The organism is Paractinoplanes durhamensis, assembly GCF_016862175.1.
GTDB lineage: Bacteria > Actinomycetota > Actinomycetes > Mycobacteriales > Micromonosporaceae > Actinoplanes > Actinoplanes durhamensis.
Genome location: NZ_BOML01000081.1, coordinates 1 through 15,811 on the forward strand (window position 1 = coordinate 1; position 15,811 = coordinate 15,811).

The window sequence follows — 15,811 nt, forward strand, 5'->3', positions numbered from 1 at the left end:
CTCCGCGGGCACACCAATGACTTCAGCTGCCTCCAGGTAGGCAGAAGTTCGGTACGTAACTAGTCACGGGCGGCAGGCGGACACGCTCGGCGAGAAGGACATAGCAACGTAAAAGACCCCGTCGTGGATTCAGATCAGGTTTCCACACAAGAACGAAACCCCGACGAGGTCACCGCCAGTATGCGCCCTGCGCACGTCTACGCCAGCATGTCCGAACAGCAACACACCGAACTGATTACCGCCCTGCACGGCCAATGGCGTACGGCGACCCGGATGGTCATCGTCGTGCTGTCCGCCGCAGGCTGGACCGCCAGCGAAATCGCTGACCTGCTGCACTACGACCCGAAAACCGTTCGTACCTGGATCACCCGCCACCGGTCCGAAGGCATCACCGGCCTGCCCGACCGGCCCCGCTCGGGCAGGCCTCGCAAAGGCAGCCAGCGCCTCGGCAAACGCATCCACACCCTGCTGCAAACACCCCGGTCCTGGACCACCGTGCGCATCTGGAAGGTTCTGGGCCGGCCGACATACGTTGCGCGTAGCGGGGGCTTCGCCACCCGCCACCCGCATCCCGCTTGCCGACTGGCTCTTCGTGGATCAGCTCGCCATCTCGCGGATTTACTATGAGCGGCTGGCGGCCATCGCTTCCGAGGTCTCCTCCTGCCAGCCGGCCATGGCTCGGCTTGATGAGCTCGTTCTGGAATGAGCTAGTTGGGCAGGGTGGGTGGGGGGATCACCACGCGCCAGCGGTCTGTGTTGTCTTTGGGTGCTGGGCCGCATGTCATCAACGTGCCGTCTTCGGTGTGGCCCAAGGCGCCCTTGGGGGCGCATCGGTCCTCGGCCTCCACGCCCTCCTGGTAGGACGGGCGTAGGTCTGGGGTCTTCGAGCTTGCGCCTACCGGCTTTCTTGGCATGTCGGTGTAGACCTGATCGATCTCGGCCTGAGACCTGGTGGTCGTGGTCTTTCGGCCGGTCGGTACGCCTGTGCGGGTCGGGGCGGGGGTGGTCGTGGGGATCGGGGACGGCAAGCTTTCGATGATCGTCGGTGGGCTTGTCGAGGGCTGCACGTCTCCGCTGGCCGCGGCGGGCTTTGCCGCTGTCTTGTTCAGGCCGGACAGGGAGTGGACCGTTGCCATGGCGGCTGTCCCTACGGTCAGCAAGGCCAGGACCACCAGCGTGATCACCCAGATCGGACGGCGCGAGGACTGCTGTTCGGTCACCGATACACCATTACCTCGTCACCGAATCCCGTCGATGGGCCGTTAGTTCATACCGGTGGGGAAGATCAGGCGACCCGCAACGTGAGGTGGGCCTGACCTGGGCTGCGGGACGCGCTGATGGTCCAGCAACCCGCGACCGGGAAGACCCAGCCGGTGCCCCACTCTTCGCCGGGTCGGTTGTACGAGCTGCCGCCGTGCGGCTCGGGGCCCCAGGACGGGGAAACCGTGCTGCCGTCGGGGCCGGTCGCGGTCATCGTCAGGTTGCCGGCTCCGGTCATCCGCCAGACGATCTTCATCTCCCGGCCTGCCGTTACCCGGTTGCCGAAGAACAGGGCCCACAGCGTCACGCCGTCGCCCACGCCCTGCCGTTCCGCATCGGCCGGCAGGTCGGCCGTGGCGGGACAGGACTGCGGGGTAGTCGGGGCGGGAGTAGGCGCGGGCGACGGCGGCGAGGAACAGCCCGCCACCAGGGCGAGCAGCAACAGCGAGGCGGTCCGCCGGCGCACAAACTCACGCTATGTCGCGTTCACCCACGTGGCAATCCGGTCCCGGACCACCTCGCTGACGTCCGTGGCGTCGTCGAGGGTGGCGATGGTGAAGGCGTGCGGAAGTCCCTCGTACACATCAACTTGGGTTTTGATTTCGGCGGCAGTCGCCGCCTCGGCGAAGCGCAACGTGTCGTCGAGCAGGGCCTCCGCCGAGCCGGCCGCCAGCAGCAGCGGGGGCAGTCCGCTCAGGTCGCCGAAGATGGGTGACTGCGGTGCGCGGTCGGCGCGGGTGCCCTGCGGATTACCTCGGCGATCACGGCGGCGCAGCTCGGTGCGGTTACGGTGGGGCGGTAGGCGAGGTGGGCGGGCCACTCGCGGGTGTGGGCGACCCAGCCCGTACGCAAACCGGCCGTTGATCCTCCGCCCACATCGTTCTCCTCGTTGTCGCCCACCATCCAGCCACTCGCCGAGAGTGGCAGGCCGGCCGCCGCGGCGGCCGCCTCGAAGATGCCCCGATCGGGCTTGCGCACCCCGGCCCCTTCGGAGATGGTCCAGCCGGCGACGAGGCGGTCGAGGCCGGTACGCCGTAGCTTCGCCTCCTGCTGCTCGACGCCGCCGTTCGTCACCACGAAGGGGACATAACCGGCGGCGACCGCGTCGGCCAGGGCTTCGGCCACGCCGGGCGAGAGGGTGACCTTGTCGACCATGCCGGCTCGCAAGTCGTTAAGGATCTCTTGCTCGTCCACGCCGAAACGGGCGGCGATCCGGGCCGCAACCTCTTCCCTGGGTGCATAACCGTCACGGTCCGCATCCACCACCCAGGCCAGTTGTGACCGGCCGAACCGGGACTCCGCCCAGCTCTTGAACGCTGCCTTGCGGTCAACGAGAGTGTTGTCCAGGTCGATGAGCAGCAACATCGGTCGATGATTACAGGTGCGTTCAAGGAGGGCACGAGCGTGCTGACATTCACCAATGCGGCGGAGCAGGCCGCGTGGTCGCTGGCCGAAGCGCTCAGCGAAAAGGGATTCGCCGCGATGAAGCAGGCCGAGGAGGCCGCCGAGGCGTTCCGATCCGGGAAGATGGCGATGCGCCGGCAGTTCAAGGCGCGCGGCATGTCCGAGGTGGACGCCGACATCCGCTGGTCGGGCATGACCCAGGCGCGGAAGGCGCTGTCCGACAACGAGTGGTACATGGCGCAGGCGTCGATGTACAACGAGGCCGCGGCCGCGCAGTACGCGAAGGCGCTCTACCTCAAGAAGAGCTAGGCCGCCCGGTGTCGCAGGGTCGCGACCGTCGAGCCGGCCAGCGCGAGCAGGCAGTCGGGCAGCTGGCCGTCGGCGATCGCGGCGCCGAACAGGGCCTCGCCGGTCGGGATGTCGCCGTTCATGTACGCGCTGACGAACCGGGCGACCCAGCGCTTGTCGTAGCGCGCGTCGTCGATGCCGGGAAAATCCAGGGTCCACGCCCCACCCGGCGGCACCTGGCCGACCATGGTGGCGGCGAGGCACCAGGCCACGTCGTACGCCCCGACCACGCCGGAACGGTCGACGACCGCGTCGAACGTGCCGACCACCGCGTCGCTGTCACCGCTGAGCGCACTCTGCAGGACGAGCGCCGCGTCGTCGAACGCGTGCTGTGGTACCTCCGTCACGTGAAGAAAGGTACGTGGATCGGTCAAGGAGCGCTCGCTGTCGGTTCAACTGGCATGGGAATTCACGCTCCGCGAAGAAGACAGGTGATCCGGGCCGTGCAGACCCGTTCCCCGGTGTCGTCGGTGATGACCACCTCGTAGGTGGCCATCGTGCGACCTCGGTGCACCGGCGTGGCCACCCCGGTGACGATGCCGGAGCGGGCGCCCTTGTGATGGGTGGCGTTGATGTCGACGCCCACCGCGAATGCCCGGTCGACGGTCTGGCCGTGCAGCACCGCGCCCACCGAGCCGAGCGTCTCGGCCAGCACGCAGGAGGCGCCGCCGTGCAGCAGGCCGTACGGCTGGGTGTTGCCCTCGACCGGCATGGTGCCGACGATGCGCTCCGGCGAGGCTTCGGTGATCTCGACGCCCATCCGCTTGCCGAGCTCACCACCGCCTCCGCTGAAGAGGTCCCTGATGCTCTCGGCCGCGATATCCATGACGGGCAACGTTACCTCCCGTTGCACGCCTTTCCTGCGACTTCGATCACAACGGCCGACTCGCGTAGGTGGCCCTCTGGCCCTACTGTTCGCATGACCGTTCAGCCCCTTGAGGAGATCCCATGACCGAGCCGCAGGAGACCGTCGAGACGCGCGGTGACAACCGCGTCGACCTGATCGCCAACGACACGACCGGCGACGGCAAGCCGGACGTGTGGGTGTCCGACACCGACGGGGACGGCAAGCCCGACCTGTTCCAGTTCGACACCGACGGCGACGGCAAGGTCGACATCACCATGGTCGACCTCGACCAGGACGGCCAGCCGGACACCATCGTCGACGGCGACGGCGGCCTGCCGCCGCAGGTCTGAGCGTTTTTTACGCTCCGCCGAGCGCGGACAGTGCCACCCAGAGGACGGCGATCGCCACCACGGTGGTGACGATCGTGGAGGCCGTGTGCCGCCATGATCGTGGGCCGGCGATCGCCTCCGGGTGGCCCAGACCGCGCAGCACCTTCCGCTGGAGCCGGATCTGTTCGCAGCTCAGCGAGTCGGGCGGCACCTCACGGCTCAGCTCGACGGCCAGTTTCGCCTGGGCGCGCTGCAGCCGGCGGACGGCGTGGCGGCCCGCGTGCCCGGCCCGCTCCCCGGCGAGACGCCGGGCGGAGGCTCGCGCCGATCCGGAGCCCAGCACCTTCATCTCGCTCTCGGTGATCAGCTCCGGGTCGCCGAGCGTGGCGAGGTGCCCGACGTAGTAGTCGGCCTCCCGGTCGTGCGCGTGCCGCACCAGCCAGAGGATCAGCAGCAGCGGCGGCAGGCCCTTGAGCACCAGCACCGCGAGCAGGCCCACCGCGCCGTTGCCGATCCCGTCGCTGAGCAGCGGCGAGTTCCACAGCACGTGCGAGGCCCAGGCGCCGAGCAGCGCCAGCGCGGCCACCCCGATCCGGCGGGCGTACCCCCGGTCGTGGCGCACCACGAGATAGCCGATGCCGGCGCCGGCCAGCGCGCCGAACAGGGTGTGACTCCAGACCCCGGACAGAAAGCCGCGCAGCAGGAACGTCGCGATCACCGGCTGGATGTGGTCGCCCTGGCCGGCCAGCGCCACCGCGCCGACCGCGAAGATGATGTCCTCGGCGATCTGGAAGCCGAGCCCGACCATCGCGCCGTAGACGACGCCGTCCAGCACGCTGTTGACCTGCGGGCGGGCGACCAGCACGATCGCCACCACGCCGAGGGTCTTGGCGATCTCCTCGACCGTCGGCGCGGCCAGCGCGGCACCCCAGCCGGCCGCGTACGCGGGCGAGCCGAACTTGGCGATCAGGTTTTCCAGGGCCGTGCTGGCCGGGATGGAGACGCTGGTGGCGACCACCCCACCCCACGCGAACGCCAGCACCAGGAGCTCGATCGGTTCCCGTTCAAGAAAATCCAATTCCGAGACGAGCAACCAGAACGGTACGGCGAGGAGCGCGAACAACAGCACGGCGGTGAGCGTCGCGATCGGGTACGCCGTACCGAACCGGCTCGCGATCTGCGCCATCCGGAACCCACCGGCCAGCAGCAGCGCGCTCACCACCCAGAAGGCCGGCACCCGGGCGAGCGCGGCGGCCCGGCCCGGGCGGACCTCGGCCGAGATCACCGGGCGGTCCCGTCGATCCGCAGGGTGCGGGTACTCGCCTCGATCTGCGGCAGGGTGGCGCCCAGGTCGAGGTCGTTGCCGCTGATCAGGATCTCGATGGTGCGGCCGTCGCCGACGAAGACGGCATAGCGCCCGCCGCGGCCGGGGGCGGTGTAGCCGCCCTGCAGCCCGGCCAGCCCGTCGACGGTGTCGACCGCCAGCTGGGCGCTGGTGACCTGGTAGCCCTGGTTGCCGGTGATCCGCTGGCGGAGCCGGGCCGCGGCCGTCTCGAGGTCGCCGTCGAACGGCCGGACCGAGATTTTGTACTGCACCGCGCCGAGCCGGAAGAACGCGGAGCCCATCGAGCCGCCGGGGCGGGTGCCGGTGACGTCGAGGGTCGCGCCGGCCGGCGGCACCACGGTGACTCCGGCCCCGATGTCGACCGGGACACCGGCCTGCAGCGGTCGCTCGGCCGAGAACGCCCGGTCGACGGCCGGCAGGCCGAGGGCGAGCCCGGCGAGGACGGCGACGAGGCCGAATGCACCGAGGATATTCATCAGCTCACGCCGGGTGATCCTCGCCATGTCACCACGCTAATGGGGACAACGGCAAACCGGGCCCTTCGACCACTTAGGAGAGTGGATCAAGCAGGGAAGTCTCCGGTTATGTCGGTTTTAGCGTGAGAAACCCCGGCGGGACCACGGCGGTCAGCCACACGCCGTTCTCGCTTCGGTGAAAGGTGTGGCCGGCCTCGGCCATCGCCGTGGCGGCCACCTCGAAGACGGCCACGTCGGCCGCGCGGCGGCGCCCGACGGTCACCGCGGTCGGCACATCGGCCGAGAGGTGTACGTGGTGCCGGCTGTCCGGCCGCAGGCCCTCCCGCATGATCGAGTCGAGGTTGGCGGCCGGCGTGCCGTGGAACAGCACCGCGGGCGGCGGGGCCGCGGGCAGATCGAGGTCGACCACGACCCGCCGGGAATGCCCCTGGCTGGCCCGGATCCAGTCGGTGTCGTCCGCACGGCGGGCCACGGCGAACCGGGACTTGTCGTTGTTCGCGACGATCTCGTCCAACTCGGCACGGGTCACCCCGAGGGCGGTCAGCAGCTCGGCGACCGGCACCCAGCCGTTCGCGTCGAGGGTGAGGCCGGCCGTCTCCGGCCGGTGCCGCAGGACCATCGAGATCCGGCGGCTCACCCGCACGAGCTCGCGGGACAGCTCGCTCACTGCATCAGCTCGATGACCGCGAGGTAGTAGGGGCGGTCCTGGTCGTCGATCGCGGTGAGGCGCCACCGGGTGCCGGTCAGGATCGACGAGAGCTCCGCGGGTGAGCAGTTCAGGTAGTCGAACCAGTCGGTGGCCAGCAGCCGGTAGCGCAGCCGCAGCCGCAGCTGACCACCGATCCGGCCGCGCTCCCGGTTGCGCCGGTGATAGGCGACGTGCACCGGGTCGGTGGTGCCGTAGGGGTCGGTGCCCTGGGCCACGATCCGGGCGCCCGGGTTGGCCAGCCGGGCCAGCGCCTCGAGCAGCACCGGCGCGCGGTCGTGGTTCTCCAGCAGGCCGAGGTTGTTGCCGAGAAGCAGGAAAGTGTCGTAGCGGGTGGCCGCCCCCGACGCGTACGCATCAACCGTGGTGACCACCGTGTCGCGTAGGCCGCGTCGCCGGGCGATCTCGATCGCCCCCGGCGAGGTGTCCAGCCCGGTGACCGCGATGCCGCGCCGCTGCAGCTCGACCGCCACCCGGCCGGCGCCGGTGCCGATGTCGAGCACCTGGCCGCGGCAGAGCTTCATCGCGCGATGGTCGTGCGGCTGCCATGCCGCCGGATCGTCGAGGTAGTGGTCGGCGGGTGCGCCGTTGATCAGGCCGTCGTCGCGCTCGATGATCTCGATGACCGGTCGTGGCACCCGGCCGCCGGCCAGCGGTCGTGGCCCGACCCCGGTGCGCACCGCGTACGCGTCCCGGATCATCTCTCCGAAGACGTCTCCTATCGGCGGCTGCTCCATGGTCACTACTCTTGGCCCATGCCGTCTCTGGAGCAACTCGGTTCCGAGAAGTACGTCCTGCTCACCACGTTCCGCCGCGACGGGCGGGCGGTGTCGACCCCGATCTGGGTCATGCCCGACGGCGACGGCCTGGGGTTCTGGACCGTCCGCGACAGCGGAAAGGTGAAGCGCATCCGCAACAGCGGGCGGGTCACGGTGGCCCCCTGCGACATGCGCGGCAACAACGTCGGCGAGGCGGTCGAGGCCACCGCGCGGCTGGGCGACGCGACCGACATGCGGCGCGTCACCAAAACGCTGGCCCGCAAGTATGGCCTGATGGGCCGGATGACCCTGCTCGGCAGCCGGCTACGCCGGGGTGCCGATGGGACGGTCGTCGTTCTGGTCTCGTAAGACGAAGAAGGGGCGATCGCCTTCCCCAGCGCTCGCCCCTTGCAACGATTTCGTCCAGCTCGACCGAGGTCCGTTCAGTCGCCTTGACGCTGCGTGGGAATCTGCCCCTGCAGCAGGGCACGAACCTCCGACTCCCGGTAACGGCGGTGGCCGCCCAGCGTGCGGATTGCACTGAGCTTGCCGGCCTTCGCCCACCGGGTGACGGTCTTCGGGTCGACGCGGAACATCGACGCCACCTCGGCCGGGGTTAGTAGCGGCTCAGGATCGTGCGTACGCGATGCCATCGGTCACTCCTCCACAGGTACCTATAGACATCGGCCGGGGTCCCGCCGGCCGGTGCGTCTCTCATGGTCCGGCTAGTCCCCGATGTCCGACATGGGCCGAACGGACGAAGGTCCCCAGATAGACGGATGAAGCATGCCCGATTTTTACGTGTTTTCTACGCCAGATAGTGCCTCGTTTAGTCCGATTATCACGCTTCGCCGGGCATTGATTACGAAGAGTGTTCACTTCGGGAGCGCTCCCGCGGGCCTGTGAATCATGCCCGTCTGTCCCGTTTTCGCAGGTCAGTTGCAGCGCTCGAGAAGCTGCACCGCGCGCCACCGCTCGACGAGCTTCTCGTACGCCGTGGAGGCCGCATCGGCGTCACCACGCGACAGCGCCGACAACCCGGCCGCCACCAGTCCGGGTGAATCGTCCTCGGACAGGACGTCATCCGGGAGGAGGTTGACGAGGCCGCCGTAATCGAGCTCGACGATCGACCGCGGGTGGAACTCCTCCAGCCAGCGAGTGCCTTCCTCGACCGCCTCGGTGATCGGCGCGTCGCCCAGCGACTTGCGCAGCACCGACACGGCCCGATGCGCCCGGCGGCGGGCCTTGGAGATCTCGGTGCGGTAGCGCAGGGTGCGGGCCCCCGCCTCGAGCGAGATCTCCCGCTCCTCCAGGTCGACGAAGACGAACCAGCGCAGCGGCACACCCCAGGTGGCGATCTGCTCGTGCACCCGCGGCACGCCGTGCTCCAGGACCTTGGCGCCCGAGCGCCAGTCCTCCACGATCGCCCGGGCCTGACCGGCCAGCACCGGCGGCACGAAGGCGTCGGCCAGGACGCTGGGCACGCCGTCGCGGGCGTTCAGCGCGGCCTCGGCGACCCGCAGGCGGAGGTTCCACGGGCAGACCAGCAGCGAGTCGCCCCACTCCAGCACGTACGCCTCGTCGGGCAGGTCGGGCAGCCTGGTCCAGCCGGCCCCGAGCGCTTCGAGCACGGCGGTGCGCTGCTTGACCGGGCCGTCGACCGGCCCGAGGGCGCGGCCCTCGCGGGCATACCGACGCCAGAAAACCTGGCGGTCGCGGTCGAAGGCGGTCAGCGGCTCGTAAACCCGTAGGTACGACGCGAACAGTGACGGCACGGCGCGATCCTTTCACGAATTCGGCGTCATGGAACTTCCCGCGCGGACGTAATCCCTCCGCTGTCACCGCTACTAGGCTCGGTAAGTCCGGCCTACCCCGCCGGCACCCCTCGGCCCCACAAGGGTCTCTACTCAGATCAGGAGAGCAGCGATGGGCGTGTTCGACACCGACGGCACCGACGCCAGCGGGCACGAACAGGTCGTTTTCTGCCAGGACCGGCAGACCGGCCTGAAGGCGATCATCGGCATCTATTCCACCGCGCTGGGCCCCGCACTCGGCGGCACCCGCTTCTACCCGTACGAGAGCGAGGCCTCCGCCCTCGCCGATGTGCTGAAGCTGTCCCGCGGGATGGCTTACAAGAATGCCCTGGCCGGTCTCGACCTGGGCGGCGGCAAGGCGGTGATCTGGGGTGACCCGGCCCGGGCCAAGTCCGAGGGCCTGCTCCGCGCCTACGGCCGGTTCGTCGAGTCGCTCGCCGGCCGCTACTACACCGCGTGCGACGTCGGCACCTACGTGCCGGACATGGACGTCATCGCCCGGGAGACCCGCTACGTCACCGGCCGCAGCCTCGAGCACGGCGGCGCCGGCGACTCCTCCATCCTCACCGCCTGGGGCGTCTTCCAGGGCATGCGGGCCGCCGCCGAGCACACCTGGGGCACCCCGTCGCTGGCCGGCCGCACGGTCGGCATCGCCGGTCTCGGCAAGGTCGGCAAATATCTGGCCGCCCACCTGATCGAGGACGGCGCCACGGTGGTCGCCACCGACGTGAACGAGGCCGCCCTGGCCTGGGCGCGCACCACGCACCCGCAGATCAGGCTGGTCGCCGACACGCACGAGCTGATCACGTCCGAGATCGATGTCTACGCGCCCTGCGCGCTCGGCGGTGCCCTGGACGACGACACCGTCGGAGTCCTGCGGGCCAAGGTCGTCGCCGGCGGCGCCAACAACCAGCTGGCCCACCCGGGCGTCGAGAAGATGCTGGCCGAGCGGGGCATCCTCTACACGCCCGACTACGTGCTCAACGCGGGCGGCGTGATCCAGGTCGCCGACGAGATCGAGGGCTTCAACTTCGAGCGCGCCAAGCTGCGCGCCACCGGGATCTTCGAGACCACCCGGCGGATCCTCCGCCTCGCCGACGAGGAGGGCGTGGCTCCGGCCGTGGCCGCCGATCGGCTCGCCGAACAGCGGATGACGGAGGTCGGCCGGCTCCGCGCGATTTACCTCCGCTGAGCGCGACTCCGGCACTGTTTGTGACCTGCCGCGCGTTCCGGGACGGAAAACCGCGACGCGCGGCAGTGTCACACGCAACCCGAGGTGCCGAAGGCGGCATCGTCCATGTACCGTAAGACCCACGAGAGATGCCTGACGTCATCGGGGCCCGCCTTCGGGCTGCCCCGAATTCTGTGCGAGGGGGTCGAGCCATGGGGCGCGGCCGTGCTAAGGCCAAGCAGACGAAGGTGGCCCGGGAGCTGAAGTACCACTCCCCGAACACCGACCTCACCGCCTTGCAGCGCGAACTGGCTGGTGCCAGTGGTAAGTCCGACCGTCATTTTGACGACGACAACGATGAGTTCGTCGACGACGACGAGGACGACGCGGACGACGACCAGGACACCTGGTCGCCGACAAGGCGCTGACCCGTATTGCACAGAGCACGCGGCTGACCGCGTGCTTCCGTGTGTCGTGGTCAAATTTCCCACGGTTCAACGAACACTGAAGCCCACGCGGGCGCAGGCCCGCGTGGGCTTCAAAAACGGCCCACCTACCGCGGCCGGTTGTTCCAGTTGTAGAACGTGGGGATGTTCTCGAAGTGGTTCCAGGCGCAGACCGCCGAGCCACCCTCCTCCGTCGTGCCTTCGGCACGCCGTGCGCGGGCCGCTTCCGCCTCCTCGATGAGCGCGGCCAGACCGGCCCGGGTGTCCTGCACCCGCGCCGTCACCGGATCAACTCCCGCGATTTCTGACTGCACGGCCTCAGACGGCCGTGGGCTCGTGATCTCGGGCATGGTCCAGCACTCCCTCCAGTAGGCGAATCTTGCTGTTACGGCAGTGGTCGGTCTCGGTCACGTCGAACCGGCCGCGTTCGAAGTAGCGGTTCGCCGCGTGGGCGCCGCCGCAGAAGCCGAAGTAGGGGCAGGTTGTCCGGCAGGCCTCCACCCCGCGCAGGAACTCGGCGATCCACGGCGAGTCGGCCGCCCCGGCCAGGATCTCGCCCAGCGGGGTGGTCAGCACGTTCCCACTGGTGAAATCCCCGTATCGCAGGTCGTGGAAACCGGCCAGCTCGGGCGAGAGCAGCACCACCGAGCCGTCGTGGGCGACCGTCGGGATCGGGTCGAGCCGGCGCGGCAGCAGATCGTCGGCGGTGCCGTCGAGCACGGCGGCCGCGTAGCGCAGCGACCACTCCACCTCGCGCAGGTGGATGTGCGGGTCGCGGCGCCAGGCGGAGACCAGCTCGGCCCAGAACGCGGTCACGTCGGCCGGGTCGTGCCGGTTGGTGCGGGTGTTGACGCCCTCCCGCTCCTCGATGTTGATGCCGAGCACCTCGCAGCCGAGCGTCCGGAAGTAGTCGTACAGCTCGGTGGCCACGCCCGGCTGCGGGTCGCCGACCACGCAGAGGGCGGAGAACGGGATCTCGTGCCGGTGGAGCGCTTCGACACCGCGCCGTATCCGGTCGTAGGCCGGCTTGCCGCCGCGAGTGACCCGCTGGGAGTTGCGGGCGCGCGGCCCGTCGACGCTCACGCTCACCCGCATCTCGTGCTCGGTGAAGAACTCGCACCAGGCGTCGTCGATCAGGGTGGCGTTCGTCTGCACGTGGTGTTCCACCCCGGCGCCGAACGGGGCCAGCAGCGCGGCCAGGTGCTCCCGGCCGGCCGCGAGCGGCTCACCGCCGTGCCAGACGACCGAGAACCGTCCGGTACGCGCGAAGCCCGCCACCGATCTCGCGACGGCCGCGGCCACCGCCACCGGCATCCGCTTGTCGGCGGCCCGGAACGGGAGGTAGCAGTAGGAGCAGTCGAGGTTGCAGAGTGTCGTGGGTTGCATCACGACATAGGTGGGGACGGTCGAGATGCCCTGCATCCCGCTCCACGCTGTTGTCATGTGCACCCCCGTCCACCTACGGGACCAGGCTAGGCCGAGCGGTCCACCCCGCAAAGCGAAAGATCCGCATGTGCCGAACATATCGACACATGCGGATCGATTTAATGCCTGCCCGCGGTCAGCCCCGGGTGTACTGGCCCATCATCTGCACCTCGCCGGTGCCGTCGATGATCTCGCCGACCTGCCACGCCTCGACGCCACGGCCGGTCAGGTAGGCCATCGCCCGGTCGGCGTCGTCGGAGGAGACGACCGCGAACATGCCCACGCCCATGTTGAACGTGGCTTCCATCTCGTGGTCCTCGATCCGGCCCTTGGCCTGGATGAGGTCGAAGATGGGCTGCGGGCGCCAGGTGGAGCGGTCGACCACGGCGTCCACGTGCTCGGGCAGGACCCGGACCAGGTTGCCGGGGATGCCACCGCCGGTCACGTGCGAGAACGCCCGGACCTCGGTCTCCTCGATCAGGCCCAGGCAGTCCTTGGCGTAGATCTTGGTGGGGGTGAGCAACTCCTCGCCGAGGGTGCGCTGCGAGCCGAAGTCGTCGACCACCGAGTCGAGCCGCATCCGGCCGGCGCCCAGCAGCACGTGCCGGACCAGCGAGTAGCCGTTGGAGTGCAGGCCGGAGGAGCGCATCGCGATCACCGCGTCGCCCACCTCGACCCGCTCCCGGCCCAGGATCTCGCTCTCCTCGACCACGCCGACGCCGGTGGCCGACACGTCGTACTCGTCCGGGCGTAGCACGCCGGGGTGCTCGGCGGTCTCGCCGCCGAGCAGGGCGCAGCCCGCGTACCGGCAGCCGTCCGCGATGCCGGCGCCGATCTCGGCGACCTTGTCCGGCACGACCTCGCCGCAGGCGATGTAGTCGAGCAGGAACAGCGGCTCGGCGCCACAGGCCACCAGGTCGTCGACGACCATCGCGACCAGGTCGATGCCGATCGTGTCGTGGATGTCGAGCTGCTGGGCGATCACCAGCTTGGTGCCGACGCCGTCGGTCGACGAGGCCAGGATGGGGCTCTTGTACTTCGCGGTGTTCAGCCGGAACAGGCCGGAGAAACCACCGAGATCGCCCATCACCTCGGGCCGGGTGGTCTTCTTCACCTTCGACTTGAGCAGTTCCACCGCGCGGTCACCGGCCTCGATCGAGACACCGGCCTCCGCGTACGTCACCGCACGCTTGCGAGCACCACCACGACCGGCCCCGGCCGTCCACGGCCGGCGGTCGCCGCCTTCGGCGCCGTTGGATCCGGCACTGTTGCGCTCGGACACGTGCGTCACGGTTCTCCCCTTAGAGCTGCAGTGTTAACGACGATCACGGGTGCTTCAGGGCGTTGCCACCGCCCGGGCTGCCGACCAGGGTCTCGAGCTCGGCGACCGCCGCGGTCGCGTCGGCGTCGGAGGCCTCGGGCATCGATGCCCGCTTCCCGACCCCCTCGAGGAGGTGCTTACCGATCAGGTTGCCGGCCGGCAGCTCGATCGGGTACTGCCCGTCGAAGCAGGCCATGCAGAGCCGGGTCTTCGGTTGCTCGGTCGCCTGCACCAGGCCGTCCAGGGAAACATAACCCAGGGAGTCGGCGCCGATCGAGCGGCGGATGCCGTCGATCTCCAGACCGTTCGCGACCAGCTCGGCCCGGGTGGCGAAGTCGATGCCGTAGAAACACGGCCATTTCACCGGCGGCGACGAGATGCGGACGTGCACCTCGAGCGCACCGGCCTCGCGCAGCATGCGCACCAGGGCCCGCTGAGTGTTGCCGCGGACGATCGAGTCGTCCACCACCACCAGCCGCTTGCCGCGGACCACCTCGCGCAGCGGGTTGAGCTTGAGCCGGATGCCCAACTGCCGGATCGTCTGCGAGGGCTGGATGAAGGTGCGGCCGACGTAGGCGTTCTTGGTCAGGCCCGCGCTGTACTGAATGCCGGACGCCTCGGCGTAACCGATCGCGGCCGGGGTGCCCGACTCCGGCACCGGGATGACCAGGTCGGCCTCGACCGGATGCTCCTTGGCGAGCCGGCGGCCGATCTCGACGCGGGCCGAATACACGTTCCGGCCGGCGATCGTGGTGTCCGGGCGGGCCAGGTAGACGTACTCGAAGAGGCAGCCCTTCGGCTCCGGCGCGGCGAACCGGGTGGACCGCAGGCCGTGTTCGTCGACCGCGATCATCTCGCCCGGCTCGACCTCGCGGACGAAGCTGGCGCCGACGATGTCGAGGGCGGCGGTCTCGCTGGCGATCACCCAGCCGCGTTCCATCCGGCCGAGCACCAGCGGGCGGACGCCCTGCGCGTCGCGCGCCGCGTACAGCGTGTTCTCGTCCATGAAGACGAAGCTGAACGCGCCCCGCAGGCGCGGCAGGACCTCGAGCGCCGCCGCCTCGACCGACAGGTCGGGCCGGCTGGCGAGCAGCGTGGTCACCAGGGCGGTGTCACTGGTGACGTTCTTGTCCATCTCGAGGCCGCGCTCGGCGACCTCGCGGGCCAGCTCGGCGGTGTTGACCAAGTTGCCGTTGTGGCCGAGCGCGATGGTCGTGCCGGCCGTGGTGGCGCGGATCGTGGGCTGGGCGTTCTCCCAGGTGGCGCCGCCGGTGGTGGAGTAACGCGTGTGGCCGATCGCGAGGTGGCCGCGCAGGCTCGCCAGGGTCGGCTCGTCGAAGACCTGGGACACCAGGCCGAGGTCCTTGTAGACCACCACGCCGGAGCCGTCACTGACTGCTATGCCGGCGGCTTCCTGGCCACGGTGCTGGAGTGCGAAGAGTCCGAAGTATGTGAGTTTCGCAACCTCTTCCTCCGGAGCCCAGACACCGAAGACGCCGCAGGCATCCTGGGGGCCGCGCTCCTGGGGGTCGAGATCGTCGGTCAACCGGCCGTCGCCTCGGGGCACCTGTCGCTCCCTGTGATCTGCTCGAACTTGGTCGTCGCTCCGACCGCCCAGTGTACGCGAGCCGACGGGGCACGGCTCGGGCTCGCGGCGTGCTTACTCAGCGCTTTCCACCGGATACAGCGGCATGTACTCGCTCAGGTCGGTGCGGATGCCGCTCGCCCGGAGACGCCCGTCACTCAGCGCATCCGCCCAGGTCACACGCTCCGTGGCGACGAGGACCCAGGTGACCGGATCCGTTTCGACCACATTGGCCGGTGTCCCGCGTGTGTGAGTGGGACCAGCGACACACTGAATCGCACCGAAAGGCGGAACCCGCACCTCCACCGAACGGCCAGGCGCTCGGCGGGACAACTCGGTCAGCAGTGCTCGCACAGCGTCACGCAGCACCGGACGGTCGGGTTCGACACCCCGGTCCAGCGCGTCCAACGCTTGTTGAACGGACTCGGATCTAATGTGCGCAGGGGACACGTCCGGACAATACGACCCGGTCCGCCGAGATTGCTCCTCGCCCCTGGGTCGCGCAATGGACGTGTGACAAGGCATAGTGGCCGACGGTGTTTTAGTCGCGGGAAGTAACCGGCACTCTAGACAGCC

The 15,811-nt window shown here is 69.4% G+C and carries 21 protein-coding genes and 2 pseudogenes; 6 read left to right on the plus strand and 17 right to left on the minus strand.

Annotation, left to right across the window (positions count from 1 at the left end):
- Window positions 1–180: 180 nt before the first annotated feature.
- Window positions 181–525: pseudogene (locus Adu01nite_RS43615) on the plus strand (helix-turn-helix domain-containing protein); the annotation flags it as partial.
- A gap of 182 nt (window positions 526–707) precedes the next feature.
- Here Adu01nite_RS43615 and Adu01nite_RS43620 read toward each other — a convergent pair.
- From Adu01nite_RS43620 to Adu01nite_RS43630, 4 genes and pseudogenes are all read right to left on the minus strand, one after another.
- Complete coding sequence (locus Adu01nite_RS43620; protein WP_203735274.1) at window positions 708–1,220, minus strand: hypothetical protein; 513 nt, start codon at window positions 1,218–1,220, stop codon at window positions 708–710.
- Window positions 1,221–1,285: 65 nt separating this feature from the next.
- On the minus strand, window positions 1,286–1,726 hold the full coding sequence (locus Adu01nite_RS43625; protein WP_203735275.1) for a hypothetical protein: 441 nt from the start codon (window positions 1,724–1,726) through the stop codon (window positions 1,286–1,288).
- Between the two features lie 147 nt (window positions 1,727–1,873).
- Window positions 1,874–1,969: pseudogene (locus Adu01nite_RS49015) on the minus strand (alpha/beta hydrolase); the annotation flags it as partial.
- Window positions 1,954–2,625 (minus strand): HAD family hydrolase, encoded by a 672-nt coding sequence (locus Adu01nite_RS43630; protein ID WP_203735276.1) that lies wholly within the window; start codon window positions 2,623–2,625, stop codon window positions 1,954–1,956. The pseudogene Adu01nite_RS49015 and the gene Adu01nite_RS43630, both read right to left, overlap by 16 nt.
- Before the next feature lie 6 nt (window positions 2,626–2,631).
- On the opposite strand from Adu01nite_RS43630, the gene Adu01nite_RS43635 reads away from it, so the two are divergent.
- Window positions 2,632–2,973 (plus strand): hypothetical protein, encoded by a 342-nt coding sequence (locus Adu01nite_RS43635; protein WP_239133169.1) that lies wholly within the window; start codon window positions 2,632–2,634, stop codon window positions 2,971–2,973.
- On the opposite strand, the gene Adu01nite_RS43640 is transcribed toward Adu01nite_RS43635, so the two are convergent.
- Window positions 2,970–3,359, minus strand: a complete 390-nt coding sequence (locus Adu01nite_RS43640; protein WP_203735277.1) for a hypothetical protein — start codon at window positions 3,357–3,359, stop codon at window positions 2,970–2,972. The genes Adu01nite_RS43635 and Adu01nite_RS43640 overlap by 4 nt on opposite strands.
- Before the next feature lie 62 nt (window positions 3,360–3,421).
- Window positions 3,422–3,838, minus strand: coding sequence for a PaaI family thioesterase (locus Adu01nite_RS43645; protein WP_203735278.1), 417 nt, complete (start codon window positions 3,836–3,838; stop codon window positions 3,422–3,424).
- Between the two features lie 122 nt (window positions 3,839–3,960).
- Between Adu01nite_RS43645 and Adu01nite_RS43650 the strand changes: the two genes are divergently transcribed.
- The gene (locus Adu01nite_RS43650; RefSeq protein ID WP_203735279.1) at window positions 3,961–4,209 is read left to right on the plus strand and encodes a hypothetical protein; all 249 of its coding nucleotides are present in this window, start codon (window positions 3,961–3,963) and stop codon (window positions 4,207–4,209) included.
- Between the two features lie 7 nt (window positions 4,210–4,216).
- On the opposite strand, the gene Adu01nite_RS43655 is transcribed toward Adu01nite_RS43650, so the two are convergent.
- The 4 genes from Adu01nite_RS43655 to Adu01nite_RS43670 all read right to left on the minus strand — a co-directional run bounded on the left by Adu01nite_RS43655 (window position 4,217) and on the right by Adu01nite_RS43670 (window position 7,452).
- Complete coding sequence (locus Adu01nite_RS43655) at window positions 4,217–5,473, minus strand: PrsW family intramembrane metalloprotease (RefSeq protein WP_239133170.1); 1,257 nt, start codon at window positions 5,471–5,473, stop codon at window positions 4,217–4,219.
- Window positions 5,470–6,036, minus strand: a complete 567-nt coding sequence (locus Adu01nite_RS43660; protein ID WP_203735280.1) for a hypothetical protein — start codon at window positions 6,034–6,036, stop codon at window positions 5,470–5,472. Before Adu01nite_RS43660 ends, Adu01nite_RS43655 begins: the two co-directional genes overlap by 4 nt.
- Window positions 6,037–6,115: 79 nt before the next feature.
- Complete coding sequence (locus Adu01nite_RS43665; protein WP_203735281.1) at window positions 6,116–6,676, minus strand: RNA 2'-phosphotransferase; 561 nt, start codon at window positions 6,674–6,676, stop codon at window positions 6,116–6,118.
- Window positions 6,673–7,452 carry a class I SAM-dependent methyltransferase gene (locus tag Adu01nite_RS43670; RefSeq protein WP_203735282.1) on the minus strand — a complete coding sequence of 260 codons (780 nt, stop codon included), beginning with the start codon at window positions 7,450–7,452 and terminating at the stop codon, window positions 6,673–6,675. Before Adu01nite_RS43670 ends, Adu01nite_RS43665 begins: the two co-directional genes overlap by 4 nt.
- 18 nt (window positions 7,453–7,470) lie before the next feature.
- Here Adu01nite_RS43670 and Adu01nite_RS43675 point away from each other — a divergent pair, with 18 nt between their 5' ends.
- On the plus strand, window positions 7,471–7,842 hold the full coding sequence (locus Adu01nite_RS43675) for a PPOX class F420-dependent oxidoreductase (RefSeq protein WP_203735283.1): 372 nt from the start codon (window positions 7,471–7,473) through the stop codon (window positions 7,840–7,842).
- 74 nt (window positions 7,843–7,916) lie between these two features.
- Here the strand turns inward: Adu01nite_RS43675 and Adu01nite_RS43680 are convergent, their stop codons facing one another.
- Window positions 7,917–8,126, minus strand: coding sequence for a BldC family transcriptional regulator (locus Adu01nite_RS43680; RefSeq protein ID WP_014687221.1), 210 nt, complete (start codon window positions 8,124–8,126; stop codon window positions 7,917–7,919).
- Window positions 8,127–8,408: 282 nt separating this feature from the next.
- On the minus strand, window positions 8,409–9,248 hold the full coding sequence (locus Adu01nite_RS43685) for a DUF8083 family protein (protein WP_203735284.1): 840 nt from the start codon (window positions 9,246–9,248) through the stop codon (window positions 8,409–8,411).
- A gap of 151 nt (window positions 9,249–9,399) precedes the next feature.
- Here Adu01nite_RS43685 and Adu01nite_RS43690 point away from each other — a divergent pair, with 151 nt between their 5' ends.
- Window positions 9,400–10,479 (plus strand): Glu/Leu/Phe/Val family dehydrogenase, encoded by a 1,080-nt coding sequence (locus Adu01nite_RS43690; protein WP_203735285.1) that lies wholly within the window; start codon window positions 9,400–9,402, stop codon window positions 10,477–10,479.
- Window positions 10,480–10,670: 191 nt separating this feature from the next.
- The gene (locus Adu01nite_RS43695; RefSeq protein ID WP_203735286.1) at window positions 10,671–10,886 is read left to right on the plus strand and encodes a DUF3073 domain-containing protein; all 216 of its coding nucleotides are present in this window, start codon (window positions 10,671–10,673) and stop codon (window positions 10,884–10,886) included.
- Window positions 10,887–11,011: 125 nt separating this feature from the next.
- Here Adu01nite_RS43695 and amcA read toward each other — a convergent pair whose 3' ends face one another.
- The 5 genes from amcA to Adu01nite_RS43720 all read right to left on the minus strand — a co-directional run bounded on the left by amcA (window position 11,012) and on the right by Adu01nite_RS43720 (window position 15,685).
- Entirely contained in the window at window positions 11,012–11,254 is a 243-nt protein-coding gene (gene amcA / locus Adu01nite_RS43700) for a multiple cyclophane-containing RiPP AmcA (RefSeq protein ID WP_203735287.1), read from the minus strand.
- Window positions 11,223–12,326, minus strand: coding sequence for a cyclophane-forming radical SAM peptide maturase AmcB (amcB, locus tag Adu01nite_RS43705; protein WP_203735315.1), 1,104 nt, complete (start codon window positions 12,324–12,326; stop codon window positions 11,223–11,225). The genes amcA and amcB overlap by 32 nt, the downstream gene beginning before the upstream one ends.
- A gap of 139 nt (window positions 12,327–12,465) precedes the next feature.
- Window positions 12,466–13,620 carry a phosphoribosylformylglycinamidine cyclo-ligase gene (gene purM / locus Adu01nite_RS43710; RefSeq protein WP_203735288.1) on the minus strand — a complete coding sequence of 385 codons (1,155 nt, stop codon included), beginning with the start codon at window positions 13,618–13,620 and terminating at the stop codon, window positions 12,466–12,468.
- A gap of 34 nt (window positions 13,621–13,654) precedes the next feature.
- Window positions 13,655–15,217, minus strand: coding sequence for an amidophosphoribosyltransferase (gene purF / locus Adu01nite_RS43715; protein ID WP_203735289.1), 1,563 nt, complete (start codon window positions 15,215–15,217; stop codon window positions 13,655–13,657).
- A gap of 93 nt (window positions 15,218–15,310) precedes the next feature.
- Complete coding sequence (locus Adu01nite_RS43720; protein ID WP_239133172.1) at window positions 15,311–15,685, minus strand: sterol carrier family protein; 375 nt, start codon at window positions 15,683–15,685, stop codon at window positions 15,311–15,313.
- Window positions 15,686–15,811: the final 126 nt, after the last annotated feature.

Coding starts and splice junctions, on each gene's coding strand:
- Adu01nite_RS43695 (WP_203735286.1), top strand. CDS start 10,671: ATGGGGCGCGGCCGTGCTAAGGCCAAGCAGACGAAGGTGGCCCGGGAG.
- Adu01nite_RS43675 (WP_203735283.1), top strand. CDS start 7,471: ATGCCGTCTCTGGAGCAACTCGGTTCCGAGAAGTACGTCCTGCTCACC.
- Adu01nite_RS43650 (WP_203735279.1), top strand. CDS start 3,961: ATGACCGAGCCGCAGGAGACCGTCGAGACGCGCGGTGACAACCGCGTC.
- Adu01nite_RS43630 (WP_203735276.1), bottom strand. CDS start 2,625: ATGTTGCTGCTCATCGACCTGGACAACACTCTCGTTGACCGCAAGGCA.
- amcA (WP_203735287.1), bottom strand. CDS start 11,254: ATGCCCGAGATCACGAGCCCACGGCCGTCTGAGGCCGTGCAGTCAGAA.
- amcB (WP_203735315.1), bottom strand. CDS start 12,326: ATGCAGGGCATCTCGACCGTCCCCACCTATGTCGTGATGCAACCCACG.
- Adu01nite_RS43690 (WP_203735285.1), top strand. CDS start 9,400: ATGGGCGTGTTCGACACCGACGGCACCGACGCCAGCGGGCACGAACAG.
- Adu01nite_RS43635 (WP_239133169.1), top strand. CDS start 2,632: ATGATTACAGGTGCGTTCAAGGAGGGCACGAGCGTGCTGACATTCACC.
- Adu01nite_RS43660 (WP_203735280.1), bottom strand. CDS start 6,036: ATGGCGAGGATCACCCGGCGTGAGCTGATGAATATCCTCGGTGCATTC.
- Adu01nite_RS43670 (WP_203735282.1), bottom strand. CDS start 7,452: ATGGAGCAGCCGCCGATAGGAGACGTCTTCGGAGAGATGATCCGGGAC.
- Adu01nite_RS43680 (WP_014687221.1), bottom strand. CDS start 8,126: ATGGCATCGCGTACGCACGATCCTGAGCCGCTACTAACCCCGGCCGAG.
- Adu01nite_RS43645 (WP_203735278.1), bottom strand. CDS start 3,838: ATGGATATCGCGGCCGAGAGCATCAGGGACCTCTTCAGCGGAGGCGGT.